Here is a 12,059-nt window from a genome sequence, read left to right on the forward strand (position 1 = left end):
CTCAAGCGGACCGGGCGCCGTTCTGCGTCCCAAAGCCGGTTGTAGGCGGTCGTCGTTGGTTTCCGGTGAAGCCGCTTGGTCAACGACCGGTAAAGGTCGATCGGAACATCTCGGGCAGGCGATCCACCCGGCGGGGCAAGGCCTCCATGATGTCGGCGCGCTCCGCATCGCTCAGGCGCGCCCACCCGGCGATCTCGCCGAGCGTCCGCAGACACCCCAGACACAGCCCTGACGATCCGTCGACGGTGCAGACCTTGACGCAGGGTGTGACGATCTGTGACGGGTTTCGTGACACTATGAAAAAAAATCCTCCGAAACCGGACTAAAAATGCTTGCACCTAAACCGTTCTTGGGCCACCTTATAAGCTGACGCGAAACGACTAAGAGGGTGCAAACCCCTGCAAGCACGCCGTGTCTCTTTTCATCGTTCCGCGAAAGGAGACGCCTGATGAACGATCGTGAGAAAAGACTGCAGCACGCCATGGTGTCGTTCGCCATGCTCGGCGGGCTTCTGGTGAAGTCGCCCTACCCGCAGCCGACGCCGTCGCGCCACTTCGAGCCGATACGGATTCCCAATCCCCGCAAGGATTGAGCGAGCGGCGGTCATCAACCGTTAACCGCGACGCAACCGCTTCACGGCATGGTCGCGGCGACATGTCCGTCCAACCCGTCAGCAAGCGCGCCCTGAAGGCCGCCGTGGCCGCCACGGCGGCCGGCGCGCTGGCGCTCACGCCGTTGACGCCCGTCCTCCCGGTCCTGGCTCAGGAAGCCGGCGAGGCGGTGCTAGAGCCGGTGGCGATCCGTGTCGGCCGCAACGCCGACTTCACCCGGGTCGAGTTCGCCGGGGTGGTGGGAGCCCGGGCGCGGGTTCGCCGCGAGGGCTCGGACCTGATCGTCCGGGTCGGCACGACGGCGGCGCCGGACGTCTCACGCCTGCGCGTCGAGCCGTCCGATGCGCTGAACGACGTCCAGACCCGCGCGGTGGACGGCGGCACTGAGATCGTCCTGACGCTGAAGCCCGGTGCGGACGCCCGCAACGGCGTCGCGGACGGGCGCGTCTGGGTCAACCTGTTCGCGCCGGGCCAGGCGCCGGCGCCTTCGGCCTCCGAGCCCAACGCGCTCGTGCCGGTCCGCGCCGACGCGTCGGAGACCGGGCTCCGTCTGACGTTCGGCTTCTCGGCGCCGACCCCGGCGGCCGTGTTCCGACGCGGCCCCGCCGTCTGGATGGTCTTCGAGGGCAAGGCGCGGCTGGAGCTGGCCCGCGGTCAGGCGCTGGGGCCCGCCGGCGACCTTCGCTGGGCGGCCGGCCCGGACTACACCGTCGTACGGCTGGAGGCGCCGGAGACCCTGCAGGTCAGCGCCTCGGCCGAAGGCTCCCAGTGGGTGGTCAGCCTGGGCCAGGGACAGACGGCGGTCGGCGGCGTCGGGATCACCCGCGACGACACCGGTCCCGCGACCCTTGTGGCCCAGCTGCCCGGCGCGACCCGCCCGATCTGGCTGACCGATCCCCTGGTGGGCGACCGCTTCGCCGCGGTGCCGGCGCTGGGCCCCGCCAAGGGCCTGGACGCGCCCCGTCGAACCCGCGAACTGGGCCTGCCCGCGACCGCGCAGGGCCTGCTGGTCGAGGCCAGGGCCGATGGGCTGGAGGTCGAGGCCCAGGGCGACCTGGTCCGCATCACGCGCGAGGGCGGCGGACTGAAGCTGTCCCCGCCGTCGTCGGCCCTCGAGACCGCCGCGCCGGACAGCGGCGCGCCCACGCGCGCGGCGCATCCAGCCCTGGTGCTTCAGCGTTGGGCCGATGTGGGTCACGCCGGCTTCCTGGCGCGCCATCGTGAGCTCCAGAACGCCGCCGCCGCCGAGACGGCCGCCGCCGCCGAGAATCCGCGCGCGCCGATCGAGGCGCGCATGGCCTACGCCCGCTTCCTTGTCGCCTCGGGGCTCAGCTTCGAGGCGATCGGCGTTCTGAACGCGCTCGCGACGGCGCCCGGCATGTCCGGAGAGCCGGAACTCAGGGGCCTCCGGGGCGCCGCCAGGGCCGCCATCGGGCGGCTCGAGGACGCCGCCGTGGACTTCGCCGCCGGATCTCTGGCCGGCGATCCGTCCGCCGCCGTCTGGCGCGGCTACGTGGCCGCCAACCAGGCTGACTGGGAGACCGCGCGGCGGGAATTCGCCGCCGGCGCCTCGGTGATCGACGACTTCCCGCCCGAGTGGCGCGCCCGCTTCGCCTCGGCCCATGCGCTGGCGGCCATCGAAACCGGCGACCTGCCGGCGGCGCGGGACCTGCTGGCCTACGCCTTCGCCCAGGACATTCCGCCCGCCGCCCAGCTGGCGGCCCGCCTGATCCAGGCCAAGTACTTCGAGCTGACCGGCGACAGCGCGCGCGCGCTGGCGGTCTACAAGGCCGTCGGCCGAGCACCTTTGGACGGGATCGCCACCCCGGCCAAGATGGCCGCGGTGCGGATGGAGCTGGCCAAGGGCGAGATCGACCCGGTCGCCGCGGCGCAAAGGCTTGAAGCGCTGAAGTGGCGCTGGCGCGGCGACGCCACCGAGCTCCAGCTGATCCGCACGCTGGGCGGCATCTACCTGTCCCAGGGGCGTTACCGCGAGGCCCTGACGACGCTCCGCTCGGCGGGCGGCCGGCTGCCGGATCTGCCCGAGGCGGCGGCGCTACAGCAGGATCTGGCTCAGGCCTTCCGCGCCCTGTTCCTCGAAGGGGCCGCGGACGGGCTTCAGCCGGTCCAGGCCCTGGCCCTGTTCTACGATTTCCGCGACCTGACGCCGGTGGGGGCCGAGGGCGACGACATGGTGCGCCGACTGGCGCGGCGCCTCGTCGATGTCGACCTGCTCGCGCCGGCCGCGGAGCTTCTGCAGTACCAGGTCGACGAACGGCTGGAGGGTGTGGCCAAGGCCCAGGTCGCGACCGACCTGGCGACCATCTATCTGATGAACCGGGAGGCGGAGAAGGCGCTGCAGGTCATCTGGGCCTCGCGCACCACGATCCTGCCGAGCCAGTTGAACGCCGAGCGGCGCGCGGTGGAGGCCCGGGCCCTCATGGAGCTGGGCCGCTACGACCATGCGCTCGAGGTGCTGGGCGACGGCCGCGACCCGGCCGCGTCCGACGTGCGCGCGGAGATCCTGTGGAAGCAGCAGAAGTTCGGCGAGGCCGCCGCCCTCTATGAAAGCCGTCTGGGGGATCGATTCCGCGAGGCCGGACCGCTGGACGCCGCCGACGAGAGCCGCGTGGTGCGGGCCGGGGTCGGCTATTCGCTGGCGGGCCGGACCGATGCGCTGAGGCGCCTGTCGGCCAACTACGACGGCTTTGTTCAGGGGGCGCGCAACGCCGCCGCGCTCCGGGTCGCCCTGGCGCTGGGCGGCGGCGACATCTCGCCCGGGGATTTCGCCGCGATCGCCGCGCGGGCCGACACCTTCGCGGGCTGGGTCGCCGAGATGAAGGCGTCGCTCAGAGCCCGAACCGGCGCCGGCGCCCAAACGCAAACCGGGGCCGGCGCGCCCGCGCCGGCCCCGGTCAATCAGGCTGCGAGAGCGGCCGCTTAGCCGTTCACGGCGTCCTTCAGCGGCTTCGACACGCGGAAGCGCACGGCCTTCGAAGCGGCGATCTTGATCGTCGCGCCGGTGGCCGGGTTGCGGCCTTCGCGCGCCGCGCGGGCGGCGGTGTCGAACACGCCCAGGTTCGAGATGCGGACGTCGCCGCCGGCCTTCAGGCTCTTGTGGATGTTCTCGACGATCGCGGTCAGCACCCGGCCGGCGTCGGCCTGCGAGACGCCCGCGTCCTTGGCGACGGCAGCGATCAGTTCAGCTTGAGTGGTCATATGGGTCGTTTCCATTGGTGGTCGCCCGACTCGGGGCGAGGACGGGGCGATCAACACGCAGATTTTCCGGCTTTGCAAGCTGCGGCGCCGAAGAAACCCCCACGGGGCGGGGGTTCAGCCGCTTCCGGAGCCCGCGCGGAAGCTCTCCACAAGGCTGCCGGCGACCAGCCGCCAGCCGTCCACCAGCACGAAGAAGATGAGCTTGAAAGGCAGGGAGATGATCACCGGCGGAAGCATCATCATGCCCATCGACATGAGCACGCTGGCGACCACCAGATCGATCACAAGGAACGGAACGAAAAGCAGAAATCCTATCGTGAAGGCTCGCTTCAGCTCGCTGATCATGAAGGCCGGCACGACAGTGCGCAGGGGCAGGTCCTGGACCGCCTCCGGGCGCTCGATCCGGCTCAGACGGATGAACAGCTCCAGGTCCCCGCGCTCGACCTGCGCCAGCATGAAACTTTTCACAGGTTCCGACGCCGCATCGAAAGCCTGGGGCAGCTCCATCTGCTGATCGAGCAGCGGCCGAACGCCCGAATCATAGGCGTCCTGCCAGGTCGGAGCCATGACGATCGCCGACAGGAACAGGGCGAGCGACACCAGAACCGCGTTCGGCGGCGACTGCTGAAGCCCAAGCGCGGTCCTGAGCAGCGACAGCACCACCACGATCCGCACGAAGCTGGTGGTCATGATGACGATCGAGGGGGCCAGCGACAGGACGGTGATCAGGCCGACCAGCTGCACCACCCGTTCGGTCAGCCCGGCCCCGGTGCCCAGATCGATGTTGATGGCGCTGCCCGACGCCGCCTCCTGGGCCAGGGCCGCCAGCGGCCAGGCCAGGCAGACGAGCGTGGTGATCAGCGAGAGCAGCGCGGCGCGCTTCAGCTCCGCACGGGTGGGCAGGGCGAGGATCCTGAGGCGGTCAGCGCTCATCGGCCGCGCCCCTCGGTTCGATCAATTCGCGGCCATCGCCCAGCAGGATCAGCCGCTCCTCGGCGTCGATGCGCACCAACACCAGACGGCGGGCGGGGTCGAGCACCAGCGTCTCCACCACCTGCATGCGGCGCTCGCCGCGCTGCGCCTGAAGCCGGGCCATGAGCTGAGGGGCGTAGCGGCGGCCGGCCCAGGCGGCGACGCCGATCAGCCCCAGCGTGAAGGCTAGGCCGAAGATGGCGCGGACGAAATCGAGAAGCTGCATTCGGGCGGCCCGTGACGGATCGCCCGATTCTTAACGGAGACGGTTAACGCGCCGTTGAGATAACCGCCCGTTAACCATGGGCCCGGCAGTTTCTGCCCATGAAGCGCCTTAGGGCCCGCTGGCGAAGGAGCGACGGTTGAGCGTCAACGACCTGCCCCTCATGCAGGCGATCCGGGGCCGCCTGTCCTGGCTAGACCAGCGCCAGCGCGTGATCGCCGAGAACGTGGCCAACGCTGACACGCCGGGCTACGCCGCCCGCGACCTGCGTCAGCCGACCGATTTCGCCCGCGCCCTGCAAAGCGCCGGCGGGCTTCAGATGGCCCGGACCAGCGCCACGCACCTGTCGCCGCCGAACGCGGGACCTGGCCGGTTCACCTCGCGCGCGGCGCCCGATTCCGAGACCACGCTCGACGGCAACTCGGTCGTGGTCGAGGAGCAGATGCTGAAGATGGCCGAGAGCCGCATGGCCTATGACGCGGCGATCGGCTTCTACCAGAAGTCCATGCAGATGATCCGGCTGGCCGCGCGCCCGCCCGGTCGCTGATCGAGAGGCGCTGAATGAGCGATCCCGTCCGCCCGCAAAATCCGGCCATGGCCGCCGCCGCGACCGCGCTGCGCGCGCAGCAGTCGCGCATGCGCATCATCGCCGAGAACATCGCCAACGCGGAATCCACGTCGACGACGGCGGGCGGCGAACCCTATCGGCGTCAGGTGCCGGTGTTTCAGGCGCGCGAGCTCGACGGCACGACGGGCGTAGCGCTGGCCGAGGTTCGCGCCGACCCCAGCGACTTCCGGCTCGAATATGATCCCCAGCACCCGGCGGCCAACGCCGAGGGCTATGTCCAGCGGCCGAACGTGAACACCTTGATCGAGAGCATGGACATGCGCGAGGCGCAGCGCGCCTACGAAGCCAATCTGAACGTCATCGAGACCGCGCGGGCGATGGAGCAGCGCACCCTCGACCTCCTGAAGCGCTGAGGAGCTAGGCCATGAACCCGATGATGGCCATCAAGGCGTATCAGGCCGCCGCCGCCGGCGGCGCGGGCCCCGCGGGCGGCGCGGCCATGCCGCAGGACGGACCGGGCTTCTCGGAGCTTCTGTCCAACGCCATGGCCAATGCGACGGACCAGTCGCGCCAAGCCGAGCAGCAGATGACCATGGCCGTCCAAGGGCGCGCCGAACTGATCGACGTGGTCACCGCGGTCGCCTCGGCCGAGGCGTCGCTCGAGACGGTGATGGCGGTCCGGGACCAGGTGATCCAGGCCTACCAGGAAATCATGCGCATGCCGATTTGACGGCGGCGCGGCTCACCCCTCCAGCGACACCACCGGCTGGCGCGGCTCGGTCACGCGGCGTCGTGACTTCAGCCAGGCCTTGATGCGGTTCTGCAGAGGCTGGTCGATCAGGTCGTTGAAGGCGAAGGCGAAGACGAACGCCGCCAGCACGCCCGCGCCCCATAGAGCCCACTGGATCGGCTCGGACAGGCCGAACCGCGCCACCGCGACGTTGACGATGCCGAACCAGGCGATCCGGACGACCTCGTTCGAGATGAACAGGGCGAAGGAGACCACCGCCGCCCGCTCGATCAGCTTCGAGGGTCGCGTCACCGGGATCGCGCCCGCCGCGAGGATGATGAGGCTGATGAAGACCAGCGAGATCAGCGCGTTCTTGTCGAACCCCTGGACCGTCGCCAGGCCGACCGTCGCCGCCAGCAGCGTGACCCTGGCTAGGCGCGGCGCGATCCAGACCCGCTCGGCGAACACCGCCAGCGCCATGCCGAGCAGGAACAGCGGCAGCGCCCGGATCAGGCCGTAGGCCATAGGCATCTGGTAGACGGGATAGCCCAGAAGGCTCCAGGTCAGCTGGTTGACGACCAGATACAGCGCGGCGACGCCCAGCAGCGCCGTCCACGGGCCGAGCCTCCTCAGCGCCCGCAGCAGCCAGGGGAAGGCGAGGTAGCAGCCGATCAGGGCCGAGACCGACCACGACGGCGCGTTCCAGCCCAGCCCCCCTGGCACGCCCAGCGACTGGGTCAGGGTGATCTGCGCCGGCAGCTGGTCCCAGCGGAACCACTCGGGATTCCTCGGCGCGAAGCCCGCGATCGAGCCGACCAGCACCAGGGCGACCAGGCCCAGCCCCATCATCAGATGCGCCGGATAGACCCTGAGGAACCGCTTCAGGAGGAAGTCGAGCCCCGTCATGCGGCCCGAGCCCACCTGAGCGCCGTAGACCCGCATCAGGACGTAGCCGGAGTCGATCAGGAAGAAGTTGGTCAGCAGGAACCCGCCCCGCTCGAACACCGGATGGACGGTCTCCGCCAGGGCGTGCGGACCGGCCGCTTGGAAGTGATGCAGCACGATCAGGCCGGCCACGATGAAACGCAGCGCGTCCAGCCAGCCGCCGCGCGCGATGGGCGGCGTGTCGTTTCGGGACGAAATCGCGGTCCAGGCCATGATCCGGGCCTCCTTCGAGGCCTTCGCCGCAAGGGTCGGACCAGCCGCGTTAGGGGCCGGTTAACCACACTCTCGGCACTTTCTGCCCAGTGATCCGAGGGTGGAGTTGTCATGAGCGGCGCAGAGGTACTGGACGTCGGGCGCGACGCGCTCTGGCTGACCATCCAGCTGTGCGCGCCGGTCCTGATCGTCGGCCTGGTGGTCGGCGTGGTCATCGGCCTGTTTCAGGCCCTGACGCAGATCCAGGAACAGACCCTGATCTATGCACCCAAGATCCTGGCGATCTTCGTTTCCCTGCTGCTGTTCCTGCCGCTGATGGGGGCGCTGCTCGGCGGCTTCATGCGTGAGATCGCGGCCCGCATCTCGGGCATGTAGGGCGTGGAGCCCTACGCCACCGCCGATCAGGTCTGGGCCGGCGCGCTGATCTTCGCGCGGATCGGCGCGATCATCATGTTGCTGCCGGGCTTCGGCGAGACCTATGTCCCGCCGCGAATCCGGCTGTCCCTCGCCTTCGTGCTGTCGCTCGCGCTGTGGCCGCTGGTCGCCGGGACGTTGCCGGGGCTGCCCGCGACGCTGGGCGGGATGTTCGGCTGGATCCTGCGCGAGGTGATCACCGGGCTGATGATCGGCTTCCTGCTCAGGCTCCTGATGGCCGCCCTGTCGACGGCGGGGGAGGTGGTGTCGCTGCAGACCACCCTCAGCTTCGCCCAGACCGCCAATCCGCTTCAGGCGCAGCCGGCGACGACGATCGCGGCCTTTCTGACCCTGTTCGGGGTGGCGATGATCTTCGCGACCAACACCCATCACCTGTTCATCGCCGGCCTGCTGGGCAGTTACGAGGTGGTGCGGCCGACCGCGCCGCTGATGATCGAGGACTTCACCGACGTGGCCGTGCGCACCATCGGCGGCAGCTTCCTGCTGGGGGTCCAGCTGGCGGCGCCGGTGATCGTCTTCTCGCTGATCTTCAACCTGGCGACCGGGCTGGTCGGGCGGATCATGCCGCAGTTCCAGGTGTTCTTCGTCTCGACGCCTCTGAACGTGCTGCTCGGCCTGTCGATCTTCGCGCTGAGCCTGGGCGTGATCGGCACGGTCTTCATTGACCGGCTCCGCGCCGTGGCCGGGACCTTCACGGGAGGCGCCGTTGGCTGAAGGCGCCGATCCCGAGTCCAAGACAGAAGAGGCCACCCCGCGAAAACTCGAGGAGGCGCGCAAGAAGGGCGACGTCGCCAAGTCCCAGGACGTGGCCTCGGCCCTGTCGCTGCTGGGCGCCGCCGCGGTGGTGCTGACGCTGGGCGGCTATTTCGCGGGATCGATGGCGGATCAGATGGTCGTCTTCATCGCCCGGCCGCACGAGCTGATGGGCGGCTTCGACGCCGGGGCGGGCGTGGAGATCGCCACCCGCATGGTGTGGATGGCGGCGCCGATCATGGCGGCGGTGATGGCGGCGACCATCGTCGGCGGGGCGGGCGGGAACCTGATCCAGTCCGGCCTGATCTTTTCGGCCGAGAAGCTCAAGCCCAAGTGGGAGAAGATCAATCCGCTGGAGGGCTTCAAGCGCATCTTCGGCCCGGACGGTCTGGTGCAGTTCCTCAAGACCCTGCTGAAGCTGATCGCCATCGCCGCGGTCTGCTGGTGGGTGCTGAGGCCGCATCTGCGCGAGTTCGAAAACCTGGCGGCGATGAGCCCGGCGGCCATCCTGCCCCTGGCTCGGGACCTGGCGTTCGCGCTTCTGGCGATGACGCTGGCCTTCCTCGCCGTCGCCGCGGCCGGGGACTATCTGTGGCAGCGGCTGCGCTTCGCCAAGCGGATGCGGATGACCAAGGAGGAGGTCAAGGAGGATTTCAAGCAGTCCGAGGGCGATCCCCACGTCAAGGCGCGCCTGCGCCAGATCCGCATGCAGCGAAGCCGGAAGCGCATGATGCAGGCGGTGCCGACGGCCACGGTCGTGGTGACGAACCCGACCCACTATTCGGTGGCTCTGCGCTACGATCCGGACAAGGGCGACGGCGCGCCGGTGTGCGTGGCCAAGGGGGTGGACGCCCTGGCGCTGAAGATCCGGGAGGTGGCGCGCGAGCACGGCGTCGAGGTGATCGAGAACGTCCCGCTGGCCCGGGCCCTCTACGCGACCGTCGAGGTCGACGACGTGATCCCGAAGGTCCACTTCGAGGCCGTGGCCAAGATCATCGGCTTCGTGATGCAAAAGCGCCGCCGCCGCTGAATGTGGTAGAACCGGCCCGGTCGCCGCCCGTTGAGTCCCGAGGAGGACCGCCCATGACCCGAACGCTGCTGTTCATCCCCGCCTTCGCCACCCTGGCGCTGGCCGGCTGCGCCACCCCGGCCGGCCCCAGCGAGAGCCGGCTGGAGCTGGAGGCCTACGCCGCCGAGTGCCGCGAACGCGGCGGGATAATCCAGCCGATCCCCGGCGCCTACAGCGGTCGTCCACGCGCGGACTACGCCTGCGTCATCAGCGGGCAGGCCAGCCGGCTCTGACGCCCGCTCAGCCCTTCGACGGCAGGAAGGGCGAGAAGGTGATGACCGTGAAGCTGTCGCGGATGTGCGGCCGCGTCTGGACCTGGCGGGTGACGAAGCTGCCGATGTCCATGTCCTTCGGCAGCTGGAACTTGGCCAGCAGGTCATACTGGCCCGAGGTCGAATAGACCTCGGAGACGTACTCCACGTTGTCGACGATGTCGGCCGCCACGTCGTTGGCGTGGCCGAGTTCGGTCTTCAGGAAGACGAAGATGGCGGTCATCATGGCGGAGTGTTCCGAAGGGGCAAGCGTCAGGGTTAGGTCTTAGGGGCTTCACGGCGAGAGAACCAGCATGGCCCGCGATCCCGACCCCGTCTTGGACGCCGTCCTCGAGGCCGAGTACGACAATCGGGCGCGCGTGCCGGACCACCCCGCGGTGTTCGAGCGCTGGCGCGCGACGGCGGAGGCGGCGCGGGCGGCGCATCCGCCGGCGGAGGTCGCCTATGGCCCCGGGCCGCGCCAACGGATCGACCTGTTCGAGGCCGCCCCGGACGCACCGGTCGTGATGTTCCTGCACGGCGGCTACTGGCAGGCGCTGGACAAGGGCTGGTTCTCCGGTTTGGCCCCGGCGTTCCTGGCCCACGGCGTAAGCCTGGCGGTCCCGTCCTACGACCTGGCCCCCCGGGTCGATCTGGCGACGATCGTCGAGCAGGCGCGGAGGGCCTCGGAGGCGACCCGGCCGCGGGTGGTCTTCGGCCATTCGGCGGGCGGGCATCTGGCCGCCTGCCTGGCGGCGGAGGGACTGGCCGGGGCGGCGGTCGCGATCAGCGGACTGTTCGAGCTGGAGCCCCTGATCCCCACGCGGATCAACGCCGCCCTGCGGCTGGACCCGGCGACGGCGCGGGCGCTGTCGCCCCGGCTCTGGACGCCCCCGCCGGGCGTCGTCCTCGACTGCGTCGTGGGCGGCGAGGAAAGCGGCGAGTTCCTGCGCCAGTCGCGCGAGATGGCCGAGGCCTGGGGCTTGGCGGGGGCCGTGACGCGGTACGAGGCGCCTGCGAGCCTGAACCACTTCACGGTGCTGGATCCCCTGTTCGACGTCGCAAGCCCCCTGGTCGCCCGGATCGTCGCCCTGGCCCGGCGCTAGAGCCTGATCGGCTTGAGTGGATCAGGCGCTCACGTGAGTCGGACCGATTTCGGTCCTGGGTTTTGAGACGGTCGGAAACCGCGTCTCTATCGTCTCAAAAGTCTCAAAACCCCCCTGGAGCCGATGTCGGGCATCCTACCACCGGCGGGGGCGAGGGAAGGCGAAAAGGTCTAGAGTCTGATCGGCCCAAGTGGAATCAGGCTCTCACTCAACACTGGACCGAAATCTGAGCCCAGCTGGACGTGCGTCCAACTGAACCGATTTCGGTCTAGAGCCGCGGTCCCCACGGTCCCATCGGGGGTGGCGGCGGTCGGCGAGGCAGGAACAGTGGGCCGAGCAGGATCCCGAACAGATAGCCGCCCAGGTGCCCTTCCCAGGCGATGCCGCCCTGGGCCCCGGCGGCGGCGGCCAGGCCGTTGATCAGCAGCACCAGAATGGCGTTGGAGATGACGAAGTCGCGCGTGACCCGCAGCGCATGGGGCGACCACAGGGCCTTGTCCGGCCCGTCTTCGGGGTCGATGCGGGCGAGCAGGCCCCACAGGGCGCAGATGGCCCCGGACGCGCCGACCATGGGCAGGGTCTGGTCCAGGTTCATCGCGAGGAACAGTCCCGCCGAGGCCAGGCCGCCCAGCAGGAAGAACAGCAGATAGCGCACGATCATGGGCAGGCCGCCCCGCCCGCGCCTCATGGCCCGGACCACGATGGGGCTGAAGGTCAAGAGCGCCAGGGTGTTCACGATCAGGTGGGGCAGGCCGGCGTGGCTGACCATATGGGTCAGGATCGTCCCGTAGCGCCCCTCGTTCAGCGCCGGGATCGACAGGGCCCAGGGGATGGGCCCGCCGTTGGCGATCTGCCACCCCGCCACGGCGGCGAACAGGGCGCCCAGCAGGTATCCGGGCCACGCGCCCTCGCCGGCGCGGGGCCGGTCCGTCACGCGCGAGAGGGCGGTGGAGCGGGACATGGG

17 protein-coding genes are annotated in these 12,059 nt (G+C 69.8%); 10 read left to right on the forward strand and 7 right to left on the reverse strand.

The genetic code is table 11. The features are described from left to right. Nucleotides 1–79: 79 nt before the first annotated feature. Entirely contained in the window at nt 80–295 is a 216-nt protein-coding gene (locus ACFFGE_RS13655; RefSeq protein ID WP_376837011.1) for a DUF1289 domain-containing protein, read from the reverse strand. Nucleotides 296–448: 153 nt separating this feature from the next. Here ACFFGE_RS13655 and ACFFGE_RS13660 point away from each other — a divergent pair, with 153 nt between their 5' ends. Beyond that, on the forward strand, nt 449–592 hold the full coding sequence (locus ACFFGE_RS13660) for a hypothetical protein (protein ID WP_376837012.1): 144 nt from the start codon (nt 449–451) through the stop codon (nt 590–592). Between the two features lie 62 nt (nt 593–654). Beyond that, nucleotides 655–3,555, forward strand: a complete 2,901-nt coding sequence (locus tag ACFFGE_RS13665) for a tetratricopeptide repeat protein (RefSeq protein ID WP_376837014.1) — start codon at nt 655–657, stop codon at nt 3,553–3,555. On the opposite strand, the gene ACFFGE_RS13670 is transcribed toward ACFFGE_RS13665, so the two are convergent. The 3 genes from ACFFGE_RS13670 to ACFFGE_RS13680 all read right to left on the reverse strand — a co-directional run bounded on the left by ACFFGE_RS13670 (nt 3,552) and on the right by ACFFGE_RS13680 (nt 5,028). Beyond that, the gene (locus ACFFGE_RS13670; protein ID WP_376837015.1) at nt 3,552–3,830 is read right to left on the reverse strand and encodes an HU family DNA-binding protein; all 279 of its coding nucleotides are present in this window, start codon (nt 3,828–3,830) and stop codon (nt 3,552–3,554) included. The two genes, ACFFGE_RS13665 and ACFFGE_RS13670, sit on opposite strands and share 4 nt — an antisense overlap. Before the next feature lie 114 nt (nt 3,831–3,944). Then, nucleotides 3,945–4,763 carry a flagellar type III secretion system pore protein FliP gene (gene fliP, locus ACFFGE_RS13675; protein ID WP_376837017.1) on the reverse strand — a complete coding sequence of 273 codons (819 nt, stop codon included), beginning with the start codon at nt 4,761–4,763 and terminating at the stop codon, nt 3,945–3,947. After that, a complete protein-coding gene (locus ACFFGE_RS13680) occupies nt 4,753–5,028 on the reverse strand; it encodes a flagellar biosynthetic protein FliO (RefSeq protein WP_376837019.1) in 276 nt (91 codons plus the stop codon). The genes fliP and ACFFGE_RS13680 overlap by 11 nt, the downstream gene beginning before the upstream one ends. Nucleotides 5,029–5,164: 136 nt before the next feature. Between ACFFGE_RS13680 and flgB the strand changes: the two genes are divergently transcribed. From flgB to fliE, 3 genes are read left to right on the forward strand one after another with little or no spacing between them, the layout of a single operon-like run. After that, nucleotides 5,165–5,572 carry a flagellar basal body rod protein FlgB gene (flgB, locus tag ACFFGE_RS13685; RefSeq protein WP_376837020.1) on the forward strand — a complete coding sequence of 136 codons (408 nt, stop codon included), beginning with the start codon at nt 5,165–5,167 and terminating at the stop codon, nt 5,570–5,572. A 14-nt stretch (nt 5,573–5,586) separates the two neighbouring features. After that, nucleotides 5,587–6,006: a flagellar basal body rod protein FlgC gene (gene flgC, locus ACFFGE_RS13690; protein WP_376837021.1), complete on the forward strand. Its 420-nt coding sequence runs from the start codon at nt 5,587–5,589 to the stop codon at nt 6,004–6,006. 11 nt (nt 6,007–6,017) lie between these two features. Beyond that, the gene (fliE, locus tag ACFFGE_RS13695) at nt 6,018–6,323 is read left to right on the forward strand and encodes a flagellar hook-basal body complex protein FliE (protein WP_376837022.1); all 306 of its coding nucleotides are present in this window, start codon (nt 6,018–6,020) and stop codon (nt 6,321–6,323) included. A gap of 12 nt (nt 6,324–6,335) precedes the next feature. Here fliE and ACFFGE_RS13700 read toward each other — a convergent pair whose 3' ends face one another. Next, complete coding sequence (locus tag ACFFGE_RS13700; protein WP_376837023.1) at nt 6,336–7,481, reverse strand: acyltransferase family protein; 1,146 nt, start codon at nt 7,479–7,481, stop codon at nt 6,336–6,338. Nucleotides 7,482–7,592: 111 nt separating this feature from the next. Between ACFFGE_RS13700 and fliQ the strand changes: the two genes are divergently transcribed. The 4 genes from fliQ to ACFFGE_RS13720 are packed head-to-tail and all read left to right on the forward strand — an operon-like array spanning nt 7,593 to nt 9,971. Next, a complete protein-coding gene (gene fliQ / locus ACFFGE_RS13705) occupies nt 7,593–7,856 on the forward strand; it encodes a flagellar biosynthesis protein FliQ (protein ID WP_376837025.1) in 264 nt (87 codons plus the stop codon). 3 nt (nt 7,857–7,859) lie between these two features. Further along, the gene (gene fliR, locus ACFFGE_RS13710) at nt 7,860–8,630 is read left to right on the forward strand and encodes a flagellar biosynthetic protein FliR (RefSeq protein WP_376837027.1); all 771 of its coding nucleotides are present in this window, start codon (nt 7,860–7,862) and stop codon (nt 8,628–8,630) included. Beyond that, complete coding sequence (gene flhB / locus ACFFGE_RS13715; RefSeq protein ID WP_376837029.1) at nt 8,623–9,699, forward strand: flagellar biosynthesis protein FlhB; 1,077 nt, start codon at nt 8,623–8,625, stop codon at nt 9,697–9,699. The genes fliR and flhB overlap by 8 nt, the downstream gene beginning before the upstream one ends. A 53-nt stretch (nt 9,700–9,752) precedes the next feature. Next, nucleotides 9,753–9,971, forward strand: coding sequence for a hypothetical protein (locus ACFFGE_RS13720; RefSeq protein WP_376837031.1), 219 nt, complete (start codon nt 9,753–9,755; stop codon nt 9,969–9,971). Between the two features lie 7 nt (nt 9,972–9,978). Here ACFFGE_RS13720 and ACFFGE_RS13725 read toward each other — a convergent pair whose 3' ends face one another. Continuing rightward, nucleotides 9,979–10,236: an Lrp/AsnC ligand binding domain-containing protein gene (locus ACFFGE_RS13725; protein ID WP_376837033.1), complete on the reverse strand. Its 258-nt coding sequence runs from the start codon at nt 10,234–10,236 to the stop codon at nt 9,979–9,981. Nucleotides 10,237–10,303: 67 nt separating this feature from the next. On the opposite strand from ACFFGE_RS13725, the gene ACFFGE_RS13730 reads away from it, so the two are divergent. After that, nucleotides 10,304–11,095: an alpha/beta hydrolase gene (locus ACFFGE_RS13730; RefSeq protein ID WP_376837034.1), complete on the forward strand. Its 792-nt coding sequence runs from the start codon at nt 10,304–10,306 to the stop codon at nt 11,093–11,095. Between the two features lie 268 nt (nt 11,096–11,363). Here ACFFGE_RS13730 and ACFFGE_RS13735 read toward each other — a convergent pair whose 3' ends face one another. Next, on the reverse strand, nt 11,364–12,056 hold the full coding sequence (locus ACFFGE_RS13735) for a rhomboid family intramembrane serine protease (RefSeq protein WP_376837035.1): 693 nt from the start codon (nt 12,054–12,056) through the stop codon (nt 11,364–11,366). Nucleotides 12,057–12,059: the final 3 nt, after the last annotated feature.

The organism is Brevundimonas balnearis, from assembly GCF_042434805.1.
Taxonomy (GTDB): domain Bacteria; phylum Pseudomonadota; class Alphaproteobacteria; order Caulobacterales; family Caulobacteraceae; genus Brevundimonas; species Brevundimonas balnearis.